This window comes from Rhodococcus sp. 114MFTsu3.1, assembly GCF_000383555.1.
Classification (GTDB): Bacteria; Actinomycetota; Actinomycetes; order Mycobacteriales; family Mycobacteriaceae; genus Rhodococcoides; species Rhodococcoides fascians_E.
The window spans coordinates 83,812-110,767 of sequence record NZ_KB911554.1 but is presented as its reverse complement, the minus strand read 5'-3'; the positions used below and the strand labels follow the sequence as shown (position 1 = coordinate 110,767).

Annotated in this window: 24 protein-coding genes; 19 read left to right on the top strand and 5 right to left on the bottom strand. The window is 64.9% G+C overall.

Annotation, left to right across the window (positions count from 1 at the left end):
* Positions 1-4 precede the first annotated feature (4 nt).
* The 7 genes from H292_RS0118855 (at position 5) to H292_RS0118825 (ending at position 6,576) form a co-directional block, all read left to right on the top strand.
* Positions 5-535 (top strand): DUF6764 family protein, encoded by a 531-nt coding sequence (locus H292_RS0118855; protein WP_019666902.1) that lies wholly within the window; start codon positions 5-7, stop codon positions 533-535.
* Between the two features lie 16 nt (positions 536-551).
* Positions 552-1,223: an HdeD family acid-resistance protein gene (locus H292_RS0118850; RefSeq protein ID WP_019666901.1), complete on the top strand. Its 672-nt coding sequence runs from the start codon at positions 552-554 to the stop codon at positions 1,221-1,223.
* A gap of 133 nt (positions 1,224-1,356) precedes the next feature.
* On the top strand, positions 1,357-2,247 hold the full coding sequence (locus H292_RS0118845) for a L,D-transpeptidase (RefSeq protein ID WP_020112410.1): 891 nt from the start codon (positions 1,357-1,359) through the stop codon (positions 2,245-2,247).
* 112 nt (positions 2,248-2,359) lie between these two features.
* Positions 2,360-3,268 (top strand): carbohydrate ABC transporter permease, encoded by a 909-nt coding sequence (locus H292_RS0118840; protein ID WP_019666899.1) that lies wholly within the window; start codon positions 2,360-2,362, stop codon positions 3,266-3,268.
* A complete protein-coding gene (locus H292_RS0118835) occupies positions 3,265-4,152 on the top strand; it encodes a carbohydrate ABC transporter permease (protein WP_020112409.1) in 888 nt (295 codons plus the stop codon). The genes H292_RS0118840 and H292_RS0118835 overlap by 4 nt, the downstream gene beginning before the upstream one ends.
* Positions 4,153-4,183: 31 nt before the next feature.
* Positions 4,184-5,503, top strand: coding sequence for an ABC transporter substrate-binding protein (locus H292_RS0118830; protein WP_020112408.1), 1,320 nt, complete (start codon positions 4,184-4,186; stop codon positions 5,501-5,503).
* A complete protein-coding gene (locus H292_RS0118825) occupies positions 5,503-6,576 on the top strand; it encodes an ABC transporter ATP-binding protein (RefSeq protein WP_020112407.1) in 1,074 nt (357 codons plus the stop codon). Before H292_RS0118830 ends, H292_RS0118825 begins: the two co-directional genes overlap by 1 nt.
* Here the strand turns inward: H292_RS0118825 and H292_RS0118820 are convergent.
* Together H292_RS0118820 and H292_RS0118815 are read right to left on the bottom strand one after the other, a co-directional pair.
* Complete coding sequence (locus H292_RS0118820; protein ID WP_020112406.1) at positions 6,554-7,864, bottom strand: cytochrome P450; 1,311 nt, start codon at positions 7,862-7,864, stop codon at positions 6,554-6,556. The genes H292_RS0118825 and H292_RS0118820 overlap by 23 nt on opposite strands.
* Positions 7,865-7,958: 94 nt before the next feature.
* Positions 7,959-9,938: a M13 family metallopeptidase gene (locus H292_RS0118815; protein WP_371828337.1), complete on the bottom strand. Its 1,980-nt coding sequence runs from the start codon at positions 9,936-9,938 to the stop codon at positions 7,959-7,961.
* 61 nt (positions 9,939-9,999) lie between these two features.
* Here H292_RS0118815 and H292_RS0118810 point away from each other — a divergent pair, with 61 nt between their 5' ends.
* The 3 genes from H292_RS0118810 (at position 10,000) to H292_RS0118800 (ending at position 13,609) form a co-directional block, all read left to right on the top strand.
* Complete coding sequence (locus H292_RS0118810) at positions 10,000-10,884, top strand: ABC transporter ATP-binding protein (protein ID WP_020112404.1); 885 nt, start codon at positions 10,000-10,002, stop codon at positions 10,882-10,884.
* Entirely contained in the window at positions 10,881-12,470 is a 1,590-nt protein-coding gene (locus H292_RS0118805; protein WP_020112403.1) for an ABC transporter permease, read from the top strand. The genes H292_RS0118810 and H292_RS0118805 overlap by 4 nt, the downstream gene beginning before the upstream one ends.
* 74 nt (positions 12,471-12,544) lie before the next feature.
* Entirely contained in the window at positions 12,545-13,609 is a 1,065-nt protein-coding gene (locus H292_RS0118800; protein ID WP_231383875.1) for a GGDEF domain-containing protein, read from the top strand.
* Between the two features lie 36 nt (positions 13,610-13,645).
* On the opposite strand, the gene H292_RS28625 is transcribed toward H292_RS0118800, so the two are convergent.
* Together H292_RS28625 and H292_RS0118790 are read right to left on the bottom strand one after the other, a co-directional pair.
* The gene (locus H292_RS28625; protein ID WP_231383874.1) at positions 13,646-14,218 is read right to left on the bottom strand and encodes a DUF4190 domain-containing protein; all 573 of its coding nucleotides are present in this window, start codon (positions 14,216-14,218) and stop codon (positions 13,646-13,648) included.
* A 48-nt stretch (positions 14,219-14,266) separates the two neighbouring features.
* Positions 14,267-15,052 carry a pirin family protein gene (locus H292_RS0118790; protein ID WP_020112400.1) on the bottom strand — a complete coding sequence of 262 codons (786 nt, stop codon included), beginning with the start codon at positions 15,050-15,052 and terminating at the stop codon, positions 14,267-14,269.
* A 212-nt stretch (positions 15,053-15,264) separates the two neighbouring features.
* Here H292_RS0118790 and H292_RS0118785 point away from each other — a divergent pair, with 212 nt between their 5' ends.
* Complete coding sequence (locus H292_RS0118785; protein ID WP_027498922.1) at positions 15,265-16,644, top strand: maltokinase N-terminal cap-like domain-containing protein; 1,380 nt, start codon at positions 15,265-15,267, stop codon at positions 16,642-16,644.
* Between the two features lie 7 nt (positions 16,645-16,651).
* Here the strand turns inward: H292_RS0118785 and H292_RS0118780 are convergent, their stop codons facing one another.
* Positions 16,652-17,611, bottom strand: coding sequence for a pirin family protein (locus H292_RS0118780; protein ID WP_020112398.1), 960 nt, complete (start codon positions 17,609-17,611; stop codon positions 16,652-16,654).
* Between the two features lie 123 nt (positions 17,612-17,734).
* Between H292_RS0118780 and H292_RS0118775 the strand changes: the two genes are divergently transcribed.
* From H292_RS0118775 to H292_RS0118740, 8 genes are all read left to right on the top strand, one after another.
* Positions 17,735-18,331: an MSMEG_1061 family FMN-dependent PPOX-type flavoprotein gene (locus H292_RS0118775; protein WP_020112397.1), complete on the top strand. Its 597-nt coding sequence runs from the start codon at positions 17,735-17,737 to the stop codon at positions 18,329-18,331.
* A gap of 10 nt (positions 18,332-18,341) precedes the next feature.
* Entirely contained in the window at positions 18,342-20,486 is a 2,145-nt protein-coding gene (locus H292_RS0118770; protein ID WP_020112396.1) for a xanthine dehydrogenase family protein molybdopterin-binding subunit, read from the top strand.
* A 45-nt stretch (positions 20,487-20,531) separates the two neighbouring features.
* On the top strand, positions 20,532-20,990 hold the full coding sequence (locus H292_RS0118765; RefSeq protein ID WP_026348098.1) for a (2Fe-2S)-binding protein: 459 nt from the start codon (positions 20,532-20,534) through the stop codon (positions 20,988-20,990).
* Positions 20,991-21,092: 102 nt separating this feature from the next.
* The gene (locus H292_RS28460; protein WP_020112395.1) at positions 21,093-21,263 is read left to right on the top strand and encodes a hypothetical protein; all 171 of its coding nucleotides are present in this window, start codon (positions 21,093-21,095) and stop codon (positions 21,261-21,263) included.
* Positions 21,264-21,335: 72 nt separating this feature from the next.
* Complete coding sequence (locus tag H292_RS0118755) at positions 21,336-21,788, top strand: GtrA family protein (protein WP_020112394.1); 453 nt, start codon at positions 21,336-21,338, stop codon at positions 21,786-21,788.
* Positions 21,789-21,832: 44 nt separating this feature from the next.
* Positions 21,833-24,064 (top strand): DUF2254 family protein, encoded by a 2,232-nt coding sequence (locus H292_RS0118750; RefSeq protein WP_020112393.1) that lies wholly within the window; start codon positions 21,833-21,835, stop codon positions 24,062-24,064.
* A gap of 327 nt (positions 24,065-24,391) precedes the next feature.
* A complete protein-coding gene (locus H292_RS0118745; protein ID WP_026348097.1) occupies positions 24,392-25,354 on the top strand; it encodes an acyl-ACP desaturase in 963 nt (320 codons plus the stop codon).
* 48 nt (positions 25,355-25,402) lie between these two features.
* The gene (locus tag H292_RS0118740; protein WP_179282745.1) at positions 25,403-26,953 is read left to right on the top strand and encodes an acyl-CoA carboxylase subunit beta; all 1,551 of its coding nucleotides are present in this window, start codon (positions 25,403-25,405) and stop codon (positions 26,951-26,953) included.
* Positions 26,954-26,956 lie beyond the last annotated feature (3 nt).

Below are 26,956 nucleotides of genomic sequence, written 5' to 3'. Positions count from 1 at the left end.
TCCGGTGGCAGGGTTCGGCGGATACGGGCGATACCGATCGACAGCGCTGCTCACGGGCTGCGTACTCGCTGGAGCAGCGGTGGCTCTCGTGTCGCCGTCGCACGCGTCGGCCGCCGAGTTGTCGTGCACAGCGCGACCCGGCGTCGACACCGTCGTCGTGGACGGCACCGCTGCGTGCGGATCGACCGTCGACGAGTTCTCCCGCGCTCTCGCACACGCACTCGACGCAGTGTCCTTCGCCCGCGCCGACGCGGGCGGATCCGCGCTGTCCGTCGCCCGGTCCGGTGGGGTGGCCGCCGCGGAAACGACGGCGGGCACCGTCGGCGCCGTGTCGATCGGCGGGGACTCCGTGTCGATCGTCTCTCCCGATCCAGGCGCTCTCGCGTTTGCGTTGTCGCTGACGAGGGGACAGACGTTCGTCGGAACAGTTGCCGAAGGCGTCAGCTGCCAGGCGGGCGCCGGATTCGCCGTCAACCTCAGCACCGGCCAGATCTGTGTTTCCGACGGGTCCACCACCTGGACCTCGATGCCGTGAGGCGTCGACAACCGTTATGTACCGCGATGAACGAGGGAGAACCGACGTGACCACCGAGCCTTCGGGACGCTACGAATTCTCTGAACGCGACGGAGCCGATGCGTTGCTGAGGATCGGCAAGGACCTGTGGTGGGCGGTGCTGCTCAGGGGCATCGTCGCCGTGATCTTCGGCATCGTGGCCCTCGTGTGGCCCGGCGTCACCGTCTGGGCACTCGTCGTCGTCTTCGGTGCCTACGCGATCGTCGACGGCATCTCCGCGATCATCCGAGCCGTCCAGTCGCGCCGCGTCGAATCCGGATGGGTGTGGTGGCTGCTCGGCGGCGTCGTCTCGCTCGTCGCCGGAATCGTGGCGTTCGTCTGGCCGGGCATCACCGCACTCGCAGCTGTTTTCGTCATCGGTATCTGGGCGATCATGGGTGGAATTCTCGAAATAGCCGGATCCATCCGCCTGCGAAAGGTCGCAGGCACATCGCCGGGCGCATCTCACTGGGGAATGCTTCTGTTCGCCGGCATCGTCGAGCTCCTGTTCGGCCTCGTACTGGTGTTCTCCCCGGTCAGCGGCATTCTGAGCATCGTGTGGTTGATCGGCGTATTCGCGGTACTGTTCGGCGTCCTGTTCGTCGTATCTGCATTTCAAGTACGGTCGGCGGCGAAGAAAGCGGGACTCCTCGGTCAGCCTGCAGAATGACCGTGCAGTCACCGCGACGATTGGCACTCGGTGGTACGGGTGTGTGTTAATTGCGGCGAGGACGTCGCGCGCCGGCACAGCACGGGCGCCCAGCAGAAGCCTGCACAGCACAGAAGGATGGATCGGAATACTCATGGCATTTCGTCGAACTGTCACACGCATCTCTCTGACAGCGGTGATCGCGGCCGTCGGTGCGGCCACCCTGGTATCGCCCGCCACCGCAGCGCCGTTGTGGCCCGGCGGCCCCGAAATCCCCGGCGTCGGATCATCCGATCAGGTTCTTCCTGTTGTTCCTGAACCGCAGATCCAGCGCCTCGCGCCCGCCAACTTCTCCGATCCGTCGATCACGCCCAACGGCGAGGTCGTCGGAGTCGCGCAGCCCATCGCCATTCGGTTCAACGAGGCCATTGCGGACCGCGGCGCCGCCGAGGCCGCCATTCGGGTCACCACGAGCCCATCCGTCGACGGCCACTTCTACTGGATCAACGACACCCAGGTGCGGTGGTTGCCCAACGAGTTCTACCCGGCGCACACCCAGGTGACCGTCGAGGCCGGCGGTTCACGCGCGGACTTCTCCACCGGCGACTCGGTGATCACCACAGCCGACGACGCCACCAAGACCATCACCGTCACCCGCAACGGTGAGGTCGTCAGGACCATGCCCACCTCGTTCGGCAAGCCCGGTCACGAGACACCGAACGGCACCTACATCGTCGGCGAACGTGTCCGCGAGATGTACATGGACTCCTCGACCTACGGAGTGCCGGTGGATTCCCCCGAGGGATACCGCACCTACGTCGAGTACGCCACACGTATTTCGTACAGCGGCATCTTCGTCCACGCAGCACCATGGTCGGTGGATTCCCAGGGCTACGAGAACGTCAGCCACGGCTGCCTCAACGTCAGCACCGAGGACGGCAAGTGGTTCTTCGAGAACTCGCAGAAGGGTGACCCCGTCGTCGTCACCGGCACGGCAGGCGGCACCCTCAGCGGCTCCGACGGCCTGGGGGACTGGAACCGTTAGCCCCCCACAGTGGGTTGTTTTCTTTTCGACGACCGACTGAGTTAGGGATTCGTTCACCAACCGTTCTCGGTAGGTGAGCACAGTCCCCGCAGTGAGTACTACAACGGAACGAGTGCTGCCCACAGCACGCCGGAAATCGTTCTTCGGCAGACCGTGGAGTGATTACGCACTCTTCCTGATTCTGCTGGGGCCCAACCTGGCCCTGCTGGTGGTGTTCACCTACCGGCCGCTCGTCGAGAATTTCCAGTTCAGCTTCTACGACTGGAATCTGTCCTCGCCTACGTCGACGTTCATCGGATTCGCGAACTATCGAGAATGGTTCTCGCGGGACGACACGTGGACCATCGTGTCCAACACCGTCATCTTCACCATTGCCGCCGTCGTCGGTTCACTGGTACTCGGCCTGGTGCTGGCCATACTTCTGGACCGAAAGCTACGGGGCCGCAATTTCGTTCGGTCTGCCGTGTTCGCGCCGTTCGTGATCTCCGGCGCGGCGATCGGTATCGCCTTCCAGTTCGTGTTCGACCCCAACTTCGGCCTGGTGCAGGATCTGCTGCAGCGCATCGGATTCTCGTCACCGGACTTCTATCAGGACCCCACGTGGGCACTGTTCATGATCACGGTGACCTACCTGTGGAAGAACCTCGGCTACACCTTCGTCATCTACCTCGCCGCGCTGCAGGGGACACGCAAGGAGTTGATGGAGGCCGCCGAGATCGACCGCGCGTCGAAGTGGACGACGTTTCGCAAAGTTCTGCTGCCGCAACTGCGTCCGACGACGTTCTTCCTGTCCATCACCGTGCTCCTGAACTCGCTGCAGGTCTTCGACATCATCAACGTCATGACCCGAGGTGGGCCGCTCGGCAACGGCACCACGACGATGGTCTTCCAGGTGTACGAGGAGACTTTCCGCAACTTCCGAGCGGGTTACGGTGCGACGGTCGCGACGATCATGTTCGTGATCCTCCTGATCGTCACGCTCGTGCAGGTTCGCATCATGGATCGAGACGATCAGCGATGACCGTGACATCGAAACCCGACACCTCCCAGGCGCCTCGTAGCGCACCGAAGGATCCACAGCGTCAGCGCAGCCTGTCGACGGTGTTCGGTTACATTGCAATGGTTCTCGTGCTGTTGATGATCGGGCTGCCGCTGTTCTGGATCCTCGTCACCTCGTTCAAGGAACGCGGCGACATCTACGTCCAACCCGTCACCTGGTGGCCGGGTTCCTTCCGGCCGGAGAACTACACCGAGGCGACGACGGAGGTTCCGTTCTTCACGTACCTGCGCAACTCGGTGATCATCACCAGTATCGTGGCATCGATCAAGTTCGTTCTCGGCGTTCTCAGTGCATACGGCTTGGTGTTCCTGCGCTTCCCCGGCAAGAACATCGTGTTCCTGGTGATCATCGCCGCCCTCATGGTGCCCAATCAGATCACCGTCATCTCCAACTACTCGCTGATCTCCGAGTTGGGATGGCGAAACACGTTCCAGGGCATCATTATCCCGCTTGCCGGCGTCGCCTTCGGGACCTTCCTGATGCGCAATCACTTTCTGTCGCTGCCCGCCGAGATCATCGAAGCGGCACGAATGGACGGAGCAGGCCCTTTCCGGCTGCTGTTCCGGGTGGTGCTCCCACTTTCCGGACCGACCATGGTGGCGTTCGCGATCATCACGATCGTGAACGAGTGGAACGAGTACCTCTGGCCGTTCCTGATGTCCGACGATTCGTCCGTCGCACCGCTACCGGTGGGCCTGACGCTGCTGCAGAACAGTGAGGGATACACCAACTGGGGCGCAGTGATGGCGGCGACCATCCTGACCATCCTTCCGATTCTCGTCGTTTTCCTTGCCCTGCAACGCCACATGATCAAAGGCCTCACCTCCGGTGCGGTCAAAGGTTGATTCGCTCTACCTCGTCAGGAGAAAGAAACACATGGCCAACATCAATCGCCGCGGATTCCTCACGCTCACCGGTGCAGCGGCCGCTGCCGCCGCCCTGGCTGCGTGCAGCAGCCCGGGAACCAGCTCGTCCGGATCCGAAGGATCGGGCGACGCGAACACCATCAACTTCTGGTCCAGCCACCCCGGCAAGTCGCAGGAGTTCGAGCGCGAGCTCATCTCCCGCTTCCAGGCCGAGAACCCCGGTCTGACGGTCAATCTCATCGATGGTGGCAAGAACTACGAGGAAGTGGCGCAGAAGTTCAACGCCTCGCTGTCCGGCAACGACGTCCCCGACGTGGTGGTCCTCTCCGACGTGTGGTGGTTCAACTTCGCGCTCACCGGCGCTATCGAGCCGCTCGATCAACACTTCTCCGCCGCGGGTGTGGATTCCAGCGACTACGTCGATTCTCTTCTTGCGGACTACAACTGGAACGGCAACCACTGGGCGCTGCCGTACGCACGCTCGACCCCGCTGTTCTACTACAACAAGGACGTCTGGGCGCAGGCGGGACTTCCGGATCGCGGACCGGCCAGCTGGCAGGAATTCGACGAGTGGGGCCCGCGCATCCAAGCCGTCGTCGGGGGTGGCAAGCTGGCCCACGGCTGGGGCAATGCGGTGGACTACCTGGGGTGGACATTCGAGGGCCCCATCTGGACGTTCGGCGGTGCGTACTCCGACGGCTTCACCCTGAAGTTCGACGACCCCAACACCCTTGCCGCCGGCCAGTTCCTCAAGGACATGATCCACACCAAGAAGTACGCGGCCGTCTCCAACGACATCGCCAACGACTTCGGTGCGGGAATCATCGCGTCGACGATCGCGTCCACCGGCGACCTGTCCGGCATCACCCAGAACGCGGCGTTCGACTTCGGCACGGCATTCCTGCCTGCAGCCGACGGACAACCGGGCTGCCCGACGGGTGGAGCCGGCCTCGCCATCCCGTCGAAGATCTCGGAGGAGCGCAAGGTCAATGCGCTGAAGTTCATCGACTTCTTCACCAATGCAGCGAGTACGTCGTACTTCTCGCAGAACACCGGGTACATGCCGGTCCGTAAGTCCGCGCAGGAGGATCCGAGCGAGATCGAGTTCCTCGCCGCCAACCCGAACGCCAAGACGGCCGTCGACCAGCTCGCTCGGACGCGGTCGCAGGACTACGCACGTGTCTTCGTTCCCGGTGGTGACAAGATCATCGGTACGGGCCTCGAGCAGATCGCACTGCAGAATGCCGATGTCGCAACGACGTTCGCCGGTGTTCAGGATCAGCTGCAGCAGATCATCGACCGCCAGATCACCCCGAACCTCCCGTCGTAATGGCAGGGGTTCACTACGCGGGCGTATCGCACCGCTACCCGGGGGCGGACACGCTGGCCGTCGACTCGCTCGAACTCGATATCGCCGACGGTGAATTCATCGTTCTCGTCGGCCCGTCGGGGTGCGGCAAATCGACGAGCCTGCGGATGCTGGCCGGTCTGGAGTCGGTCGAGAGCGGCCACATCGACATCGGCGGCGTCGACGTCACGTCGCTCGCTCCTCGTGAGCGGGACGTGGCGATGGTGTTCCAGAACTACGCGCTGTACCCCAACATGACCGTCGGGGACAACATGGGTTTCGCGCTTCGCAACGCGGGAATGAGCAAGGCGGACACAGCTGCTCGTGTGCTCGATGCGGCGAGGATGCTGGAACTCGAGCCCCTGCTGAACCGTAAACCCGGCAAGCTGTCGGGTGGTCAGCGTCAGCGGGTGGCGATGGGCCGTGCGATCGTCCGGCAGCCCAAGGTGTTCTGCATGGACGAGCCGCTGTCCAACCTCGACGCCAAACTGCGCGTCAGTACCCGGGCGCAGATCGCCGGATTGCAGAAGCGGCTCGGCACCACGACGGTGTACGTGACGCACGATCAGGTCGAGGCCATGACGATGGGTGACCGAGTCGCGGTGCTGCAGGCAGGCAAGTTGCAGCAGATCGCGTCGCCGCGGGAGCTGTACGACAACCCCGTCAACACGTTCGTCGCGTCGTTCATCGGCTCGCCCGGGATGAACCTGATCGACGCCCCGGTCGTCGACGGCGCCGCCGTGGTCGGCGACGTGCGCATCCCCGCTCCCACGCAGGATCCCCGCGTGACGGTCGGAATCCGGCCGGAGTCGTGGGATCTCGTCGGGAAGGGTGTTGGAGCTGTTGCGGTGGCGGTCGAACTGATCGAGGAGCTGGGCGCCGAGTCGTTCCTGTACGGCGCTCCACCGCTCGGTTCGGACTGGAGCACGCAGTCCGGCCGGGTGTCGGTACGCGTCGACCGCCGGTTGTCCGTCGGGTTGGCCGAGACCGTTCTGCTCGTCCCGAAGCTCGACGAGGTGTTCTTCTTCTCCGCTACGACGGGTGATCGGCTGTAGCGGGCTGCCCCAGATCCACCGGCAGCGACGCCCAGCCGTGCAGGACTCGGGTGTCGCGGCGAACTCCCTCACCTGCGAGCCGCAGGTGAGGGAATTTGTCGAAGAGGGTCTTCAGGCCGACTTCGGTTTCCGCCTTCGCCAAGGACGCGCCGAGGCAGTAGTGCCTGCCGCCGGAGAACGACAGATGCTTACCTGCGTTGGCTCGGGTGACGTCGAAGCGGTACGGGTCGTCGAAGACATCGGGGTCTCGGTTCGCGCCGGCGAGGACGAGAATCACCAGCGCGCCTTCCGAGACCGGCACTCCTTCGATCGTTACGTCGTGCTTTGCCATCCGTGCGGTCAGCTGAACGGGTGATTCGAGGCGAAGCATCTCGTCCACGGCCGTCGGCCAGTGCGACGGGTCGTTGCGCAGAATTTCGAGTTGGTTCGGGTTGTCGAGCAGGAGCCGGATCCCGCTGCCGAGTAGGTTCACGGTCGTTTCGAAGCCCGCCGCGAGTACGAGGCCTGCCGTTGCCCGCAGTTCTTCGTCGTCGAGTCCGACGCCGTCCTCCTCGGCCCTGATCAGCTGGCTCATCAGGTCGTCGCCGGGGTTGCGGCGCAGTTCCGCGAGGTGGCCGGCAAGCCAGGCGTCGAACTGCGCCAGGCCGTCCTCGACGCGGTTGAACTGCTCCCAGGACAGCCCGATGTCCAGGCTCGGGGCGGCCATCTCCCCGAATTCGAGCACCCGTTGCCGGTCCTTGTCGGGGACTCCGAGGATGGTGCTGATGACGGCGACGGGCAGCTGCGCGCAGTACTCGTGCACGATGTCCACCTGTGGACCTGCCGCGGCGAGCTCGCTGAGCAGACTGTCGGCCTTCTCCTGCACCATCTCTCGCATACGGGCGACCGCACGAGGGGTGAACACCGAGGTCACGAGCTTTCGGTACCGGGTGTGCTCGGGCGGTTCGACCGACAGCAGGGAGGGCGGTTTCAGCGGATGAAGAGCCTTGGACCTGGTTCGCTTCTCGATCCACCGAAGCGGACTCGGCAGGCTGGCGCCGATCTCGGTGACTCGGAGATCGTCCGAGCGCAGCAGATCGTGGACCACGCGGTGGGTGACCGTGATGTTGGAGATTCGCGTCTTGACGAGGGGACCGGTGGCGCGAATCTTCTCGAACACTTGCCGCGGATTCGCGCGGGTCTCCGGATCGACGACCAGCTTGGCCTGCAGGTCACCGGCCTTGGCGGCCTTCTTGGCCCCGTACCGCACGAGACCGTGTGCTGCGATCCACCTGATTCTGTTCTTCACGTCGTCCCCCTCCGTTGTGAGTGGAAATGTAGGCCAGGGGGCAGGAGCGGAGCCTGCGGAGCGACCCGAAGGCACTACATTTCCACTCACGTGGTTACCAGATCCTGACCCGCTCCTGTGGATCCAAGTACAACGCATCGCCCGGCTTCACATCGAACGCTTCGTGAAAACTGTCCAGATTGCGCACTACGCCGTTGCAGCGGAACTCGGGCGGCGAGTGCGGATCGACCGCAAGCCTGCGAATCGCCTCCTCGTCGCGTGCCTTCGTTCGCCATACCTGCGACCAGCCGAAGAACACTCGCTGCAGACCGGTCAGCCCGTCGAGCACCGGAGCGTCCTTGCCGTCCAGCGCGATCTTGTACGCGGCGACAGCGATGGACAGGCCACCGAGGTCGCCGATGTTCTCACCGATCGTGAACTCGCCGTTGACCTTGTGGCCGGGGAGCGCTTTCGGTTCGAACTGGTTGTACTGGTCGATCAGTGCGGTGGTGCGCTTGCCGAATTCGGTTCTGTCCGAATCGGTCCACCAGTCCACGAGGTTGCCGTCGCCGTCGTACTTGGCGCCCTGGTCGTCGAAACCGTGGCCGATCTCGTGGCCGATGACGGCTCCGATTCCACCGTAGTTCGCGGCGTCGTCGGCACCGGAGTCGAAGAACGGGGGCTGGAGAATCGCTGCGGGAAAGACGATTTCGTTGAGGCCGGGGTTATAGTACGCGTTCACGGTCTGCGGCGTCATGAACCACTCGTCGCGATCCACCTCGCCGCCGAGCTTGTCCAGATCACGTTGGTATTCGGCGACGTATCCGCGTCGGTAGTTGCCCACCAGGTCGCTCGCGTCGATCTCCACGGCGGAGTAGTCGCGCCAGCGATCCGGGTACCCGATCTTCGGGGTGAACTTCTCGAGCTTGTCCAGTGCCTTCTGCCTGGTCTCCGGGCTCATCCACTCGAGATCGGTGATGTTGCGACGGTAGGCCTCACGCAGATTCGCGACGAGAACCTCCATGCGCGCCTTGGCATCCGCGGGGAAGTGACGCTCGACGTAGAGCTTGCCGACGGACTCGCCGAGCAGGTCCTGCACCAGCGAGACACCGCGCTTCCAGCGCTCCCGGTTCTCCTCGGTGCCGCTCAGCTTCTTTCCGTAGAACGCGAAGTTCTCGTCGACCAGCGCGGCAGTCAGGTACGGCGCACGGCCGTGCACGATGCGCCAGGCGAGCCACGCTTTCCAGTCCTCGATGTCCTCGGACACCCACAGTCCGGTGAACGTGGACAGGAACGGAGGCTGCCGCACGACGATCTCGGCGAACTGCTCCGTGGTACCGCCGAGTCCGGAAATCCATGCGGTCCAGTTGAATCCGGGTTCGTTCTTCACGAGAGTGTCGAAGTCGACCAGGTTGTAGCTCTTCTCCGCGTCACGACGCGCGACGACGTCCCAGTGGCCCGCGGCGAGCTTCTTCTCGAGGTCGACGACCTTCCGGGCGTCGTAGGAGAGCCCGGCGATCGAGAACATCTTCTCGATGTGCGCGACGTAGGCGTCGCGGATGTCGGCGTACCCCTCCTCGCGGTAGTACGACTCGTCGGGCAGACCGATGCCGGACTGCGAGAAATGCACGAGGTATCGGGAGGAATCCTTGGCGTCGGTGTCGACGTAGTGGCCGATGGCGCCGCCGATCCCGGTGCGCTGCAACGAACCGAGTACCTCGGCGAGGGTGACCAGGTCACCCGCATCGGCGACGGCAGCGAGCTCGTCGGCGATGGGCGTCAGGCCGGCTTCCTCGACGGCGTCGGCATCGAGGAAACTCGAGTAGAGGTCACCGATCTTCTGTGCGTCGGTTCCGACCGGGGGGTGCGACGCCGCGCTCTCCTGGATGATCGTGCGTACGTCCTCTTCCGCCTTGTCGTACAGCGTCCGAAACGCGCCGTCGACGGCCCGGTCCGCAGGAATGGCGTACTCGTCCAGCCATTTGCCGTTGACGTGAACGAACAGATCGTCCTGCGCGCGAGTGCCCGCGTCCGTGTAGCTGAGGTCGATACCAGAGTTCGCCTGTCCAGAATCCACAACTGTCATGCATTCCATCTTTACACTCATCGCCAGAAAGTGGCCTTCGAGTCGTGACTGCAGAGGCAGGAGCTCGTCCATGGTGGTGCACGTCAGGGAACTGCGGAAGACCTTCGGCGCGTCGCTCGCCCTGGCGGGCCTGGATCTGAGTGTCGAGCAGGGCGAAGTGCACGGCTTTCTCGGACCGAACGGTGCGGGAAAATCGACCACCATCCGCGTGTTGCTGGGGCTCGTTCGTGCCACCTCCGGGGAGGTGTCGGTGTTCGGGAAGGACCCCTGGGCCGACTCGGTGGAGTTGCATCGCCGCCTGGCGTACGTTCCGGGGGACGTCACGCTGTGGCCGTCGTTGACCGGTGGTGAGGTGATCGACGTCCTCGCGCGGATGCGCGGTGGCCTCGATCCACGGCGACGTGCGGACCTGCTGGAGCGGTTCTCGCTCGATCCGACGAAGAAGACCCGCACGTACTCCAAGGGAAACCGCCAGAAGGTCGCGCTCGTCTCGGCGTTCTCGTCGAACGCAGAACTGCTTCTGCTCGACGAGCCCACATCCGGTCTGGACCCGCTCATGGAGCAGGTCTTCGCCGAATGCGTCGCCGACGCGTCGGCCCGCGGCGCGACGGTGCTGCTGTCCTCGCACATCCTGTCGGAGGTCGAGAAGCTGTGCGAGCGAGTGACGATCATCCGTGAGGGCAGAACGGTCGACACGGGATCGCTGAAGGACATGAGGCATCTGACGCACACGACGGTCACCGTCGTCGTCGAGACCCTGCCCGATGCTGGTCTGCCCAATGCCGGTGTGCCCGGGGTGATCGAGGTCGACAGGCACCGCCTGACCTGCCGGGTGACGTCCGCTGAACTGCCGGAGTTGATGACGAGGCTGGCTGCGCTGGGGATCACCAGCATCGTCAGCTCGCCGCCCACGCTGGAGGACCTGTTCCTGAAGTACTACGCGGCGCAGTCGTGAACGGGACGGCGGCGCTGCTCCGGTTGTTCGCCCGACGCGACCGGGTGATCCTGCCGCTGTGGGTGCTGGCCATCGGCTTGGTGCCGTTGCTCTACGCCGTCAGTTTCGAAGGCCTCTACCCGACGGCGGCAGATCGGCAGGCGTTCTACGAGGCAACCGCACACACACCCGCCGAGCTGGCGTTGGTCGGACCGATCTTCGGCGACGATCTGGGCGCGCTGGTGACCTGGCGCTCCGGAATTCTGTTGACGCTCGTCCCTCTCGCAGCGCTGCTGACGGTCGTCCGGCACACCCGGGCGGAAGAAGACACAGGCCGCACCGAGCTGGTGGGTTCGACGGCGATCGGCCGACGCGCCGGGCTGTGCGCGGCGATGGCCTTGGCGACGACGGGTGTGGTGCTGACGGCGGCGATCGCCGCGACAGCGCTCGCGGCCTCGGGATTCCCGGTGGGCGGCAGCGTCGCGTTCGGGCTGTCGATCGCCGCGGTGGGCGTCGTGTTCGTCGGGGTCGCTGCCGTTGCCGCGCAGGTCGGGTCCAACGCGCGTGCGGCGCGCGGTTATGCGATCTCGGTGCTGGCGGCGGCGTTCGTGCTGCGGGCCGTCGGTGATGCGGGAACATCAGGAACTTCAGGGTCTTCCGGGACGCTGTCGTGGCTGTCGCCGATCGGGTGGTCGTCACAGCTACGACCGTTCGCCGACGAACGGTGGTGGGTACTGGTGCTTCCAGCTGCAGCGGCGACGGTCGCAGCCGGGCTCGCGTTCGCGCTGGCACTTCGGCGTGACCTGGGCGCCGGTCTGGTGGCGGTGCGCGACGGCAAGCCGTCAACGTCGATGCAGGGTGTGTTCGGCTTGGCGTGGCGCGCGCAACGCGGCACCCTGCTGGCGTGGACCGTCGGACTCGCGGTGATCGCGGCCGTGCTGGGCAGTGCCGCGGACAGCGTGCAGGGCCAGCTGGGTGAAAGCGCGGCAATCGGCGACGCGCTGAGCAAGTTCGGTGGGTCCTCTCTGGTCGACTCGTTCCTGGCGACGGCCCTGAGCATCCTCGGAATCGGTGCGGCGGCCATGTCCATCTCGTCGGTGTTGCGCGTGCACGCCGACGAGGAGTCGTCGATCACGGAGGTGGTACTGGCCGGGAGTGTCGGGCGCACTCGGTGGCTGGTGAGCACACTCGTGTTCGCGCTCGGTGGCCCGGCCGTCGCGATGACGGTCGTCGGCTTCGCGGCAGGGGTTCCGTACGGGATGTCGGTGGTCGACGTCCGGTCAGTGCTGCCGGGAGTGCTCGCCGGGGCGGTGAGCCAACTGCCCGCAGTGTGGGTCCTGACGGCGTCGGGCATCGTTCTGTTCGGGTTCGTCCCTCGGTTCTCGGCGGCCGTCTGGGGTCTGTTGGCTGTGTTCGTGATGCTGGGGCAGGTGGGAACGGTGGTCGGTCTTCCCCAGCTGGTGCTCGATCTGTCTCCGTTCACGCACCTGCCGCATCTTCCCGGCGGTGCCGTCGAGGTGGTGCCACTAATGTGGCTCGTTGCCGTGTCGGCAGTCGGCCTCGTGGCCGGGGTCGTCGCCTTCGAGCACCGCGATCTTCGTGGTTGAGCCCGAGCGGTTACCATCTCTCGCAACCGGACCGCGGAGTTGGTTCCATATTCGGGCGCAAAGGAGACGTGCTGGTGACGTTTCTGCGCAGATGGTGGCGTCAGTCCTACAGCTACGACTGGATGGTCCATTACTTCGACGGGCACGGTGCACTCACTGCGTACCGGGTGGGCGTCGGTTTGAGCTGTTTGTGTTTCGGCCTCGCCGCCATCACGACGTACCTCACTGCGGTTCCTCCCACCTCGACGGTGGCCGATGCCGTGATCATCGGTGGAACCGTCTCGTCGTTCGCCTTGGGGCTGCTCTGGATTCGCGGGCCGTGGCCGCACGAGCACCGCTCGCTGATGTTCGTGATCTACGCCGACGTCGGGACCACTCTCGCGTTGCTGTCCTACGGCTCGATCCAGATGTCGTTTCCCGGATGCGCGCTGTTGGCCGCCACCGGTGTCTACGTGCAGATCTTTCACAGTCCGCGGGTGCTGTTGATGCATCTCGGATGGTCGGCGTGCACCGTCGCGCTGATGTTCGTGCTGATCATGACGACCCCGCACTTGGACCACGGTCTGGCGGTATCGCAGCTGGTGGTGTTGCTGCCGGTGATGTTCGCGGCGCCGGTGTTTCTGCAATCGGTGTTGCTCAGTCTTCGGATCGACGCCGACGGCGCCAGAACCGACCCGTTGACCGGGCTGCAGAACCGGCGCGGGCTCGACGAGAAGGTCGCTCAGTTCCTCGGTGCTGCACCCGACGTGTCCGTGATGGTCATCGACGTCGACCGGTTCAAGTCGATCAACGACCGGTTCGGCCACCAGGCGGGCGACGTGGCGTTGCAGCTCATCGCCCGGCGGCTCCGCGTCGACGATCTGCTCGTTGCGCGTACCGGCGGTGAGGAGTTCGCCGTGGTCGCCAAGGTGGGTCTGGAACAGGCCAGATCGATCGCCGAGTGGTTGCGCAGTCGACTGCACTCACCGCAGGACGCATGCCCTCTGACGGTCAGTGTCGGGCTCGCACATGTCAGGCCCACCGAATCCGACCCGGTTCGGACCGTCACCGGGTTGATGCGTCGGGCCGACGTCGCGATGTACGAGGCGAAGCATCGGGGCGGCAATCAGGTCGTGGACATCGGTTCCCTCCGCACGTGAGCACCCGGCAGGGGAACCGACGTGCGGAGGGACTCGCTAGCGGTATCGGTCCTCGATGTTCTGCTGGAATCTGTCGCTGCACTGGTCCTTGGCGGACTGGCTGCTGCCTGCGTCGTTCATGCAGTCGACGAACTCCTGCCCGCCGACGTTGCTGAACCAGCTGACACCGAAGGCGATCAGCGCAACGGACAGCGCTGCGGCGACGAAACCCAGAATGATCGCGACCAACGACACGGTTCCGTTGGTCGCGGCGCCCTTCTTCACTCGCGATCTCGCCACGAACCCCAACGCCACCGCAAGCAGGCCGAGAATGATCCCGCCGACGACCGACCAGAACGTCAGTACGCCGATGATCGCCGCGACGAGCGCCATCGTGCCCAGAGTGTTCTTCGGCGTCGACGGCGGGTACTGCCCGGGCTGCTGGTAGCCACCCGACTGGTAGCCCCCGGGCTGATACTCACCCGTCGGGTAGTTGCCGGGTGGCGGGGGATATCCGCTCGCCGGTGGTGGGTAGTTGCCGGGCGGTGGCGGGTAGTCACCGGGCGGTCGCGGGTAGTCACCCGATGGCTGATTGCCGGGTTGCTGGTCTCCAGGTGGCGGATAGGTCATGTGGTGTCCCCCCGTTGTGGTTGCGTGAATGGTGTCGAAGGCAGCGTGTCAGAAGCCGAGGCGGGAGTGCATTTCCCAGACCAGGATTTCCGCGTGTTCGTACGACTGGATGCGCTGCCCACCGGAATCGCTCATCCGTATGGCGTCCCCTTCGTACAGTTCCCCGACTCCCTCGACCTGCACGGTGCCCTGTGCGACGAAGACGTGGAGGAACGGGGCTTCGGGGAGTGTGATGGGCCGTTCGGGTTGTAGGCGAGCGACGTGCAGTGCTGCCGCCTTCTGATTGATTCTGATCGCGGCGTGGCCGTCGTGCTTCTTCATTCCGGATGCGACGGGTACCAATCCGCCGCGTAACAATTCGTCGTGCACCTCGAGTTGCTCGTAACCGGGATCGAGACCGGGCGTGTCCGGAACAACCCACATCTGGACGAATCTGACCGGCTCCTGGTGGGTGTCACCGCTGATGCGCCAGGAATCGTTCTTCTCGGAATGCATTATGCCGCGGCCTGCGCTCATCCGTTGCGCCAGACCGGGATAGATGACGCCGGAGTGTCCGATCGAATCCTGGTGAACCAGTGACCCTTTTGTCACCCAGGTCACGATCTCCATGTCCTTGTGTGGGTGGCTGTCGAATCCTTGCCCGGGAGAGACGATGTCGTCGTTGTTGACGAGCAGCAGGCCGTGGTGGGTGTTGTCCGGGTCGTAGTGCTGGCCGAAGGAGAAGGAATGTTTCGAGTCCAGCCATGCCACACGGGTTTTCAGGCGATCACCGGCGCGATGGATGTCGATGTGCGGGATCGAGGGTTGGTGCGGACTACGTCGTGGAGCGGACATGAGACCACTCTACGGAGCGCGCTCGAACCTCGGAACTGTCCTCGCATAACTTTCGCGCGACGAAAGGGGCCATGTGTGAGCGAATGCGACGCTGGGTAAGGGTCGATAGGGTTCGGGTGCATCGAACTGCGGTGCACATCGAACTGCGGTGCACATCGGACTGCGGGGCACATCGAACTTCGGGCATACCGAGCGAAGGCGGCACACTTTTCATGATCGAGTCGACGGGCGTGACCACGGTGGATCTCGAGACGGCACTGCTCACCTGGATTCCGCAGCAGCGTTGGTTCGCCGCGAAGGGCACACCGGTCGTTTCCCTCGACATCGTCGAACGCGTGCGCATCGGCGCCCGTTCCGACGTGACGGCCGAGCATCTGCTGGTGGACATCGGGCTCGACGCTCCGCTCGCGCAGAGTCCACAGGTGCAGCGGTATCAGGTTCCGTTGGGGTTTCGCAGCAGCGCCCCCGACGAGGTGGCTGCCTGGCAACTTCCGCTTCCGGATTACGACGTCGTCGTGTACGACGGTTTGCGGGATCCGGCGATCATCCCGCTGTACGGTGACGCGCTTGCGGACTCGGCGTCGATCGGGCGCATCGAATTCGAGACGCTCGCCGACGATTCGGTGGATTCCGGGTTGGCCGGTCGAGTACTGGGTGCAGAACAGTCCAATACGTCGGTTGTGCTCGGCGAAGTGCTGCTGCTCAAGCTTTTTCGTCGTATTTCACCGGGTGTGAACCCCGATATCGAGCTGCATCGAGCGCTGGCGGAAGCCGGCTGCGGCAACGTCGCGCCGCTGCGTGGGTGGATTCAGACGGAAGAGTTCGGCGATCTGTCGATGCTGGGGATGGCGCAGGATTTCGTCGTCGACTCGGCCGAGGGGTGGACGACTGCCCTTGCGTCCGTCGCGGATCTGATCGCCGGGGGCGAGTCCGACGGATTCGCGGTGGAGTCGTTCGAACTGGGCAAGGCCGTTGCGCACGTCCACGCGGATCTGGCGACGGAGTTGGGAACGTCGAGGCGTCCGGCAGCCGAGGTGGTACAGGAGATCACCGAGCGGGTCGAGGCGGCGGCGCTGGTGGTGCCGGAGTTGGCCGAGTGCCTGCCTGCAGCCCGTGAACTGATCGCTCGCGCTCGCTCGGGTGAGACGACGGTGCAACGCATCCACGGCGACCTTCATCTCGGTCAGGTACTGCGGACACCGCTGACGTGGCTGCTGATCGATTTCGAGGGGGAACCGTCCAAGTCGCTGGAGGAACGTCGACGGCCGGACAGTCCGTTGCGGGACGTCGCGGGCATGCTGCGGTCCTTCGACTACGCCGCACACCATCTGCTCGTGGATGGTGCCGGGCCGGACGGAGCCGGGCTGGACGAGGCAGTTGCGTCGAGGTGGGTGGAGCAGAACTCCGCTGCGTTCTGCGAGGGGTATGCCTCGGTGACCGGGGAGGATCCGCGCGCCACCGAGGCACTGCTGGGTGCGTACGAGTTGGACAAAGCCGCCTACGAAGCGGTGTACGAAGCGCGTAACCGGCCTACCTGGCTGGAGATCCCGATGCGGGCGGTACGACGACTGGCGCCGCCCGCCCGCAATTGACGATCCTTTACTCGGTCGGTGCGCCCAGTCGCCCGGCCTGGTAGTCCTCGAACGCCTGCACGACCTCGGACTTGGTGTTCATGACGAACGGTCCGGCCATCGCGACGGGCTCACGGATCGGCTTGCCGCCGAGCACGAAGATCTCCATCGACTCTCCACGCGGATCGGCGGCGAGGTCGATGACGTCGCCCCTGCCGAACAGCGCGGTCTGGCCCATGCGGATCGGCCTGCCTGCCGATGCACTCCCGACGGATCCGTCCCCGCCGACGGTGCCCGAACCGGCCAGCACGTAAGCCAGTGCGTTGAACTCCGGGTTCCACGGGAGGGACAGTGCTGCGCCCGGTGCGACCGTGATGTGCGTGAGCGCGATCGGGGTGTACGTCGATCCCGGACCCGGGTGTCCTGCCACGTCACCGGCGATCACGCGGATCAGCGCTCCGCCGTCACTGCTGGACAACAGTGCGACCTTGTTGCCCGTGATGTCCTGGTACCGCGGAGTCGCCAGTTTGTTCGCTCGCGGAAGGTTCACCCACAACTGCACCCCGTGGAACAGTCCACCGGACATCACCAGGTGCTCCGGCGGCGCTTCGATGTGCAGGATGCCCGCACCGGCCGTCATCCACTGGGTGTCGCCGCCGCCGATGGTTCCGCCACCGCCGTGGGAATCCTTGTGTTCCATGATCCCGTCGATCATGTACGTCACCGTCTCGAAACCACGGTGCGGGTGCCACGGAGTTCCCTTCGGCTCACCGGGCGCGTAATTCACCTCGCCCATCTGGTCCATGTGAATGAACGGATCGAGCGAAGAAAGGTCGATACCCGCGAACGCCCGACGAACCGGGAACCCTTCACCCTCGAACCCTGTGGGCGCCGTGGTGACGGTCTTGACCGGCCGGGCCACCGCCGTGGCGTCGGGAAGGGGGATGCGGGGGAGGGCAAGGATGTTGTCGACCGTGACAGCGGGCATGGTGGGCTCCTCGACGATGCAGTCGGCTGGTTTTCCGCCGGCTGAATTTAGTTGCTTAGTCAACTACTGCTGCCGAGTGTAACGGCCACGAAGACGATCTATTCCCCCGCTACCCTGTACTGCATGTCGGCACTTCGAGACGCTGCGTTCGCAGCCACCATCGCCTCGGTTCCGGATCTCGAAGACCTCGTCGGCGAGCCGTCGGAACTCGTACGAACCAAGGTCGGGCACGTGGTCACCCCCGGGGTCCGGGCGTTCCTGGACGACGCCCGCTTCCTGCTCTTCGCGACGTCGGATGCCGACGGCAACTGCGACGTCAGTCCGCGGGGAGATGCGCGCGGCGCTCTGCTGCATCTCGACGACCGGACGTTCGTGATCGGAGATCGTCCGGGCAACCGGCGAGTGGACAACTTCCGCAACGTCCTCGCCAACCCGCACGTCGGAATGCTGTTCGTGGTGCCTGGTGCATCGCACACACTCCGGGTCAACGGCCGCGCCACGCTGACGGTGGCGCCCGAGATCCTCGACCTGCTCGAGGGCGAGGAGGCACGGCCCAAGCTCGGTGTGGTCGTCGAGGTAGAAGAGATATTCGCGCACTGCCCCAAGGCTTTCCAGCGTTCAGGGCTGTGGGATAGCGCGCAGTGGGTCGACCCGTCGTCCCTTCCCAGCTCCCGCGACATTACTGCGGAACTCAAAGCGGCAACACGCGTTTCGGTGTGACCGCTCAGGCATGCGTGACGAGAAGGGGGAGTCGGTGTGGAGTAGGCGAGCGTTTCTGACGACTCTGCTCATCGCTCCGACGCTCACCGTTGCGGTGTCACCGTCCGCCTCGGCCCAGGATGCGACGGGTCTCGGTGACAGCATGGATCTGGGTGACGTCTTCATCGCGGCGGGCAAGCCGACGGAGCATCTGCTGATCGTTCTGGACGTACGCGCCGACGGCACCGTCGGTCTTGTCCTTCCTCGCGCCGAGGTGGGGCAGGGTCTGACGACGTCGCTGGCGATGCTCGTCGCCGACGAGCTCGACGTACCCGTTTCGGCCGTGCGCGCGTCCCTTGCCGATGCCCGGCCCGAACTGCTGTTCGGCCAGATGACCGGCAGTTCCAACTCGATCCGATCGATGTACTGGCCGGTGCGTCACGCGGCAGCGGGTGTGCGAGCACGTCTGATCGCGGCGGCCGCGGCGGCGTGGACGGTGCTTCCCGACGCGATTTCGCTACGCGAGGGTGTTCTCACCGCTCGGGACGGTCGGTCGATGGGGATCGGATCCGTTGCCGTGGCCGCCGCCGACCCGTTGCTGCGTGTCGTCTCCGGTCCGCCCAAGCCGCAGAAGAGTCTCGCCGGCACAGGCAGGCTCGACGCACGCGCCATGGTGACGGGGGCGCACGAGTACGCTCTCGATCTCGACGTGCCGGGCGCACTTCCCGTTGTCGTCAAGCGTCCCCCGACGATCGGCGCCCGCGTGGACGGCGTCGACGAAGCGAGCCTGCGAGGCCTTCCCGGTGTGGTCGACGTCGCCGTGATCCCGACGGGTGTCGCGATCATGGCCGAGACCTTCGGCCAGGCCATCGACGCCGCCGCGGCGGCGCAGGTCACGTGGACGGCAGGCACCGTCGACGACGAGAACGACGAGTCCATCCGAGCTCGGCTGCACGGCGCCGTCGAACCGTTCGACACGGCAGGTGATCTCGAGGCCCGTTTCGATTTCGCGTTCGTGTCCCATGCACCGATGGAAACCAATTCTGCTGTAGCAGATGTGCGTTCGGATTCGGCCGAGGTCTGGGCCTCGATGCAGACGCCGATCATCGCGAAGCAGACCATCGCCCGCGCGCTCGGCCTGCCCGTGCCGAGTGTGACCGTGCACGTGGTTTCCGGGGGTGGATCGTTCGGTCGCAGACTGTTCTTCGACGCGCCGTTGGAGGCCGCTCGAATCTCGAAGGCCATGGGCAGGCCGGTTCGGTTGATGTGGACGAGGGTCGACGACATGCGTCACGGCAGGGCCCGTGCCGCGTCCCACCACAGGTTCGCCGTCCGCACCGACGGTCGGACGGTATCGTCGTTCGATCATCGAACCGCTTCTGTTGCAACGGACTTCTCGCACGGGTTCGGTGAGGCGTTGACCGCCGGAAGCGGTGGATCGGGACGGTCGGTGTACGCGCGGACCGTGGTCACCCCCTACCGATTCGGCGGGGTGCAGGAGTCACTGCGTGAAGTGGACCTGCCGATGAACACCGGCAGTTGGCGATCGGTGTTCTCCGCCACCAGTCGAGGCGCCGCGGAAATCGTCGTCGACCGGGTCGCGGCGCGACTGGGCATCGACCCGGTCGAGTTCCGTCGCGCACACCTCGAGGATCCACGCCACAGAGCGGTGCTCGACGCCGCCGCGTCCTCCAGCGGGTGGGGTGACCCACTACCCGCAGGAGTGGCTCGGGGAATCGGGTTCCATGCCGAGTACCGGTCGTGCGCGGCGGTCGTGGTGGAGATCGATGCGGTGGATCCGGAGCGGCCACGCGTCCGGCGTGCGGTGATCGCTGTGGACGTGGGTACGGTGATCAATCCGCTCGGATTGGAGGCGCAGATGCTCGGTGGCCTCACCGACGCCATCTCGACGACACTGTCCGCGGGCCTGCACATCGAGGCCGGGCTTCCGTTGGAGGGCAGCTTCTCGCAGTTCCACTACGCCAGGCAGCGGGATTCGCCGCTGGACGTTCAGGTGGTCGTCGTCGACGGTGGCGGCGAGCCTGGAGGTGCAGGCGAGCTGGGGGTGCCTCCCGCCGTCGGGGCCGTCGCGAACGCCTACGAGAAGGCCACCGGACGTGACATCACGTCGTTTCCCCTGCGGTTCGCCGTCGACTTCGAACCGTTCCCCCGATGACTACCGCTGCCACGGAAGGTGCACCTGTATGACGGACTCTCGCTCATGACCGACTTCGTGGTGAACGGTCGACCGGTGTCCGTCGATGCCCCGGGCGATCTTGCGTTGCTGTGGGCGCTGCGGGACAAGCTGGGCATCAGGGGACCGAAGTACGGGTGCGGTATCGGGGTGTGCCACGCGTGCACGAGCCACCTCGACGGCGAGGAGATCCTGCCGTGTGTCACGCCGCTGGCCGAGGCCGAGGGCCGCGAGGTCACCACCATCGAAGGTCTGGCCGACGGCGACCGCCTGCATCCGGTTCAGCAGGCCTGGCTGGACGAGGACGTAGCCCAGTGCGGTTACTGCCAGCCGGGGCAGATCATGGCCGCGGTCGCTTTGCTTCGTCGTACTCCCGAGCCGACCGACGAGGACATCGACCGCATCGAGAACGTGTGCCGCTGCGGCACGTACTTCCGGATTCGACGCGCCATCGCGCGAGCCGCCGAACTGGGTGGAGAAGGGTGAGAGGGCGGCAGGGCGTCGGCCACGGATGTCCGATTCGGGGTGGATTCGACCCGCACTTCGGCTGCCCAGTACGGTAAGGGGCGACACGGGAGGTAGGCAGTTATGGAAAGTATCGGCGCGTTCATCGGAATCGTCGTGGTCGTTCTGACGATCGTCTTGGTTGTTTTCGGGTGCGCGATGCTGTTCCTGGCGTCCGTGAAGCCTGATCTGTTCAACTTCGATCTCACGCGTGGCAAGCGCGCCAAGGCGGAGAAGAACAACCGTTCCAAGTAATTCGGGCCCTTCTACGGTGACATAGGCCATAGTGCGGGACCGAATGTCGTAGGTCTGCGGTTGTATGGATTCATGAGCAGCAGGGTCGACACGCATACCGGAGTCGATACCTGCGGGCCGCGGCTCAAGGCCAGGTTTCTCGGTGAATCGGCCACCGCGCAATTCGTCAGATTCGTTGTCGTCGGCGCGTCCAGCAATGCCCTGTACGCCGCGCTGTTCGTGGCTCTCGCGACGTTCGGGTCGTTCGTCGCCAACATCGTCGGTATCGCCGCCAGCACCGTGTTGGCCAACGAACTGCATCGTCGCCACACCTTCCACGCCGCGGAGCGTGTCGGCTGGTTCCAGACTCAGTGGGAAGCAGGCGGCCTCGCGCTCGTTGGGTTGGCACTCGGTACTGCCGCACTCGCCGCGGTGCACGTGCTGTTCCCCGGCTCGTCCGCTCTGGTCCAGATAGTCGCGGTCATCGCCGTGAGCGCAGCCACCGGCGCTCTCCGCTTTCTCGCCCTCCGCGGGTGGGTTTTCTAGCTCTCACCACGTAGTTCACCTGCCCGGCTATAGGCTGGCTGGCCATGAGCAGGTGGTTCACCGAGACGATCGTCGACAACGGTCGATTACCGCTGTTCTTCCTGCTCGTGTCGTTTCTGCTGGCCTTCCTGTTCATCCGCTTCAGCGTTCGCATGATTCGGGCCGAGGTCTCCTGGTGGCCGGGCAACGTCACCCCCGGTGGGATGCACATCCACCACGTGATGTTCGGGCTGATCATGGTGCTGATCTCGGGTTTCTCGCTGGTCGCGATCGCGAACTACCACACCCCGGTCGCCAACTGCATCCTCGCGAGCGTCTTCGGCGTCGGTAGCGCATTGATGCTCGACGAGTTCGCACTGATCCTGCATCTGCGTGACGTGTACTGGGCGGAGGAAGGTCGAGCGTCGATCGACGCGGTCTTCGTTGCGGTCGCCATCACCGGGCTGTACCTGCTGGGGGTGCATCCGATCGGTTTCGCCGGCGACTTCGACGCCTATCAGCAGGATCGTTCGTTGGTCACGCTCGCTCTCGTGCTCGGCGGGCTCGCGTTCCAGTTGGCGCTCGCCGCGGTCACGTTGCTCAAGGGCAAACTGTGGACGGGACTCGTCGGGTTGTTCTTCGTGCCGTTGTTGATCGTCGGCGCGTCGAGGCTCGGGCGGCCGGGTTCTCCCTGGGCGCGGTGGAGGTACGCGGACAAGCCGAGCAAACAAGCCAAAGCGTGGTCGCGTGAGAAGCGATTCCGTGAGCCGATGATCCACGCGAAGATCGTTGTGCAGGAGGCACTGTCCGGCCGCTTCGGAGTCCCGGTGAACATCGCCCCGGTGGACATCGCCCCGGTGCAGGAACTGCCTGTCGCGGCGACGCCCCAGGCGCCGAAACCTCCGTTGCCGAACCGAGTGTTGGCGACGATCCGGTGGCGCAGCACGCGCCGACGTCTGCGCAGGCCTCCGGTGTGGCGCCTTCCGACCCTGCTGGTGCTGTTCTTTCTGATCCTCGCACTCGTTCTCGTCGTCGTCGACGCCGAACTCGCGGGCAGCGACGGAAACGTCACGGTCGATTCGAGTCTCGACATCGGTGCGACGGCAACACTTCTGGCCGTCATCGCGGGAGGAATGATCACCCTCACCGGTCTGGTGTTCACGGCCATAACCCTGGCCATGCAGTTCGGCGCGTCACAGATCTCGGTGCGTGTGGTTCCGATGCTTCAACAGGAAGCCATCATGCGATGGTCCATCGGAATGTTCCTGTCCACCTTCGTGTTCGCCATCGTCATCGCCTCGGACATCGCGCTGTCCGGTCAGTCGTCGTCGCCGGTACTGTCGACGTCGATCGCGATTCTGCTGTCGTTCGTCAGTGCGTTCCTGTTCATCGGGCTGGTGGCCCGGGTCGGGATGATCCTGAACTCGTCCCGGTTACTGCGCTGGCTCGCTGCCCAGGGCAGAACCTCGATCGTTCGAATGTATCCGGCAGTCAGGGAATCAGCCCCGACGACATCGGCAAACAGTGCAGTGGTGCCGGAGCCGGACGATGGAGCGTCCTCGCCCGAGGAGACGTCGACGGTGAGGTTGACGCAACTCTCACCGGACGGACGAGTGCTGCTGGCGGTGAACCTGGCCGGCATCCAACGCATGGCATCGTCCTGGGGAGTGACCGTGCAGCTGATGCCGACCATCGGCGAATTCGTCGCCCAGGACGCCGTCCTGTTCCGCGTCGAAGGACCGCAACTGCGGGTTCGGCCGCACAAGCTCATGGCGGCCCTCGTCTTCGGAGACACGCACAGCCCGACGGTCAGCCCTGCTGCCGCCCTGCAGGCCATCGTCGACATCGCGTTGAAAGCCTTGTCCCCGGCCATCAACGACCCAGGACGTGCGGTACAGGCAATGGATCACCTGGAGGACCTGCTGATGACACTCGCACCGCGAGTGCACGCAGAAGCCGAGGACTCTGCGCTCACCCGCGTCCGAGGAACGCGTCGGACATGGGGTGATTACGTCGCAGTCGCTACCGACGAGATCCGACACTTCAGCCGCGGTTCGACCCAGGTGCAGCGTCGACTCCGGTCGTTGTTCGAAACCCTGAGGGCCGCATGCCCGCCGGATCAACACCCACCGCTGCTCGCGCGGCTGAGCGCGCTCGACGCTCAGGTGGCGCGCGAGTGGTCGGGCAGTCTCGACGTCGGCCTCGCCAGCGTGGCCGATCCCCAGGGCTTGGGTTCGGAGATGGGGGCGATGGGCCGAATCCTCCCGCTGAGGCTGGGAGTGGAGCCTGCGGAATGACCCGGGGTTGGCTGGGAGTGGAGCCTGCGGAATGACCCGGGGTTGGCTGGGAGTGGAGCCTGCGGAATGACCCGGGGGCACCTGCCACCCTTTTTGCGAAGTCCGCATGCTCGTTCAAAGCTGAACAGGCGTGGCAGGTCGATAAAAAGGGTGCCAAGTCGCGCAGACGGGGTGGCGGTGTCGGGTGGCGCCGGCACGACGGTGTGAGCCTGCCCAAAGTCCCCACGGGCAGGCTTGCTACATCTAACAGAATTTCCGGCAGCTGACGTTTCGACCGGTCGAGCACACCTACGCTCTCGTAGGTATTCGATTCGAGGAGGCATGTCCATGGTCAGGGAACTGACACAGCTGGAGCTGCTGCAGGAGCTGGTTCCGGTTGCGGAAGACAACGTGAACCGGCATCTGTCGATGGCGAAGGAGTGGCATCCCCACGATTACGTGCCGTGGGACGAGGGCCGCAATTTCGCGGAGTTGGGCGGCGTCGACTACGACCCGGAGCAAAGCAGGCTGTCGGACGTGGCCCAGGCCGCGATGGTCACCAACTTGCTCACCGAGGACAATCTGCCGTCGTATCACCGCGAGATCGCCGAGAACTTTTCGCAGGACGGCGCCTGGGGTACCTGGGTCGGCCGGTGGACCGCCGAGGAGAACCGTCACGGCATCGTCATGCGTGATTACCTGGTCGTCAGCCGAGGCGTGGATCCCGTCGCGCTCGAAGAGGCTCGCATGATCCACATGACCAACGGGTTCGCCTCTCCCGCCGGTTCGCACACGGGGCTGCTGCATTCGGTGTCCTACGTGACGTTCCAGGAGCTGGCGACGCGCGTGTCGCATCGCAACACCGGTAAGGTCTGCGAGGACCCCATTGCCGACCGCATGCTGCAGCGCATCGCGGCGGACGAGAACCTGCACATGATCTTCTACCGGAACATCTGCGGCGCCGCGATGGACATCGCGCCGGATCAGACGTTGAACGCGGTGTCGGACATCGTGACGAACTTCCAGATGCCCGGCGCTGGGATGCCGAACTTCCGCCGCAACGGTGTGTTGATGGCCAAGCACGGCATCTACGACCTGCGCCAGCACCTCGAAGAGGTCGTGTGGCCGGTACTGCGCAAGTGGCGAGTGTTCGAGCGCGAGGACTTCACCGGCGAAGGCGAGAACAAGCGTGAGGAACTCGCTGTGTTCCTCGACGACCTCGAGAAGCAGGCGACGAAGTTCGAGGAGATGCGCGACCGTTCGCTGGCTCGTGATGCGGCCAAGGCGGAGAAGGCACAGAAGGCGTCCTGATCCCCGCTCGCTTGCACCCTGGGGCCGTACCGAACACGGGAGTTCGCACTGAACACGACAGCCGAGAAACTGTCCAGCCTCGCCGAGAAACTCGACCGGGCGCACAGTCCAGGTAGCGAGAGGGCGATCGCCAAGAGAGCCGCTGCCGGTTTACCCGGTCCGCGAGATCGCATCGACGCGCTCCTCGACCCGGGGAGTTTCATCGAGTACGGCGCATTGATGCGGGCTCCGGGCAGCCCGAAGAATCCGTACGGCGACGGCGTCGTCACCGGCCGCGGAACTGTCGGGGGCAGGCCGGTTGTCGTGTATTCGCACGACAACACCGTGTTCGGTGGCTCGCTCGGAGAGATGTTCGGCCGCAAGGTCGTTGCGATGATGGAGTTGGCCGCGAAGACGGCGTGTCCGATCATCGGTATCAACGATTCCGGTGGCGCCCGGGTGCAGGACGCCGTCACGTCGTTGGCTTTCTACTCCGAGATCGGGCGCCGCCAGCGGTTGCTGTCCGGATTGGCTCCGCAGATCTCCATCATGCTCGGCAAGTGTGCTGGTGGTGCCGCGTATTCGCCGGCGTGCACCGACTTCGTCGTCGCAGTCCAGGACCAGTCGTACATGTTCGTCACCGGACCGGACGTTCTGAAAGCGGTCACCGGGGAGGATATCTCGGCGGAAGACCTCGGTGGCGCGAGGAAGCAGGCCAGCTACGGCACGGTGCATCACGTCGCCGATTCCGAGGCCGACGCGTTCGTGTGGGTGAAGACGCTCCTGGGCTACCTGCCGAGCAACTGCCACGAGGGCGCACCCGTCGTGAACCCCGGTCTGGAACCGACTGTGACGGAATCGGATCTGAGCCTCGATTCCTTTCTGCCGGACTCGGACAACACCGCTTACGACATGCACGACGTCATGATGAAGGTCTTCGACGACGGCGAGTTTCTCGAGGTCGGTGCGCTGTACGCACCCAACGTCATCACTGCGTTCACCCGAGTGGACGGCAGAACCGTCGGCGTCGTCGCGAACCAACCGACGTATCTCAGTGGAGCACTGGACATCGCCAGTTCGGAGAAGGCAGCGCGCTTCATCTACATCTGCGACGCCTACGCCATCCCGATCGTGTTCCTCGTCGACATCCCCGGCTATCTGCCCGGCTTGGAACAGGAGCGAGCCGGCGTCATCTATCGGGGCGCCAAACTGCTTGCCGCAGTGATCGAATCGACCGTACCGAAAGTGACCGTCGTCATCCGAAAAGCCTACGGAGGCGGGTACGCAGTCATGGGTTCGAAGAACCTCGGTGCCGATCTGAACTTCGCCTGGCCGACGGCACGGATCGCGGTCATGGGTGCCGAGGGTGCCGTCGGGTTGCTGAAGCGCCGGGAGATCGAGGCAGCGGGCGAGGACGGCCCGCGGGTGCGTCAGGACTTCATCGATTTCTACAACGAGTACGTCGCGACGCCGTACACCGCTGCCGAGCGTGGGTACATCGATGCCGTCATCGAACCGTCGCAGACCCGGCTCGACATCAGGCGCGCGCTGAAACTGCTCGCGGACAAGACTCCCGAGCCTCTCCCACCTCGGCGTCGATCGCTGCTGCGGCCGGTGTGAGCA

Coding starts and splice junctions, on each gene's coding strand:
- H292_RS0118850 (WP_019666901.1), top strand. CDS start 552: ATGTACCGCGATGAACGAGGGAGAACCGACGTGACCACCGAGCCTTCG.
- H292_RS0118845 (WP_020112410.1), top strand. CDS start 1,357: ATGGCATTTCGTCGAACTGTCACACGCATCTCTCTGACAGCGGTGATC.
- H292_RS0118835 (WP_020112409.1), top strand. CDS start 3,265: ATGACCGTGACATCGAAACCCGACACCTCCCAGGCGCCTCGTAGCGCA.
- H292_RS0118830 (WP_020112408.1), top strand. CDS start 4,184: ATGGCCAACATCAATCGCCGCGGATTCCTCACGCTCACCGGTGCAGCG.
- H292_RS0118825 (WP_020112407.1), top strand. CDS start 5,503: ATGGCAGGGGTTCACTACGCGGGCGTATCGCACCGCTACCCGGGGGCG.
- H292_RS0118815 (WP_371828337.1), bottom strand. CDS start 9,938: ATGGAATGCATGACAGTTGTGGATTCTGGACAGGCGAACTCTGGTATC.
- H292_RS0118810 (WP_020112404.1), top strand. CDS start 10,000: ATGGTGGTGCACGTCAGGGAACTGCGGAAGACCTTCGGCGCGTCGCTC.
- H292_RS28625 (WP_231383874.1), bottom strand. CDS start 14,218: ATGACCTATCCGCCACCTGGAGACCAGCAACCCGGCAATCAGCCATCG.
- H292_RS0118790 (WP_020112400.1), bottom strand. CDS start 15,052: ATGTCCGCTCCACGACGTAGTCCGCACCAACCCTCGATCCCGCACATC.
- H292_RS0118785 (WP_027498922.1), top strand. CDS start 15,265: ATGATCGAGTCGACGGGCGTGACCACGGTGGATCTCGAGACGGCACTG.
- H292_RS0118780 (WP_020112398.1), bottom strand. CDS start 17,611: ATGCCCGCTGTCACGGTCGACAACATCCTTGCCCTCCCCCGCATCCCC.
- H292_RS0118775 (WP_020112397.1), top strand. CDS start 17,735: ATGTCGGCACTTCGAGACGCTGCGTTCGCAGCCACCATCGCCTCGGTT.
- H292_RS0118770 (WP_020112396.1), top strand. CDS start 18,342: ATGCGTGACGAGAAGGGGGAGTCGGTGTGGAGTAGGCGAGCGTTTCTG.
- H292_RS0118765 (WP_026348098.1), top strand. CDS start 20,532: ATGACCGACTTCGTGGTGAACGGTCGACCGGTGTCCGTCGATGCCCCG.
- H292_RS28460 (WP_020112395.1), top strand. CDS start 21,093: ATGGAAAGTATCGGCGCGTTCATCGGAATCGTCGTGGTCGTTCTGACG.
- H292_RS0118755 (WP_020112394.1), top strand. CDS start 21,336: ATGAGCAGCAGGGTCGACACGCATACCGGAGTCGATACCTGCGGGCCG.
- H292_RS0118750 (WP_020112393.1), top strand. CDS start 21,833: ATGAGCAGGTGGTTCACCGAGACGATCGTCGACAACGGTCGATTACCG.
- H292_RS0118745 (WP_026348097.1), top strand. CDS start 24,392: ATGGTCAGGGAACTGACACAGCTGGAGCTGCTGCAGGAGCTGGTTCCG.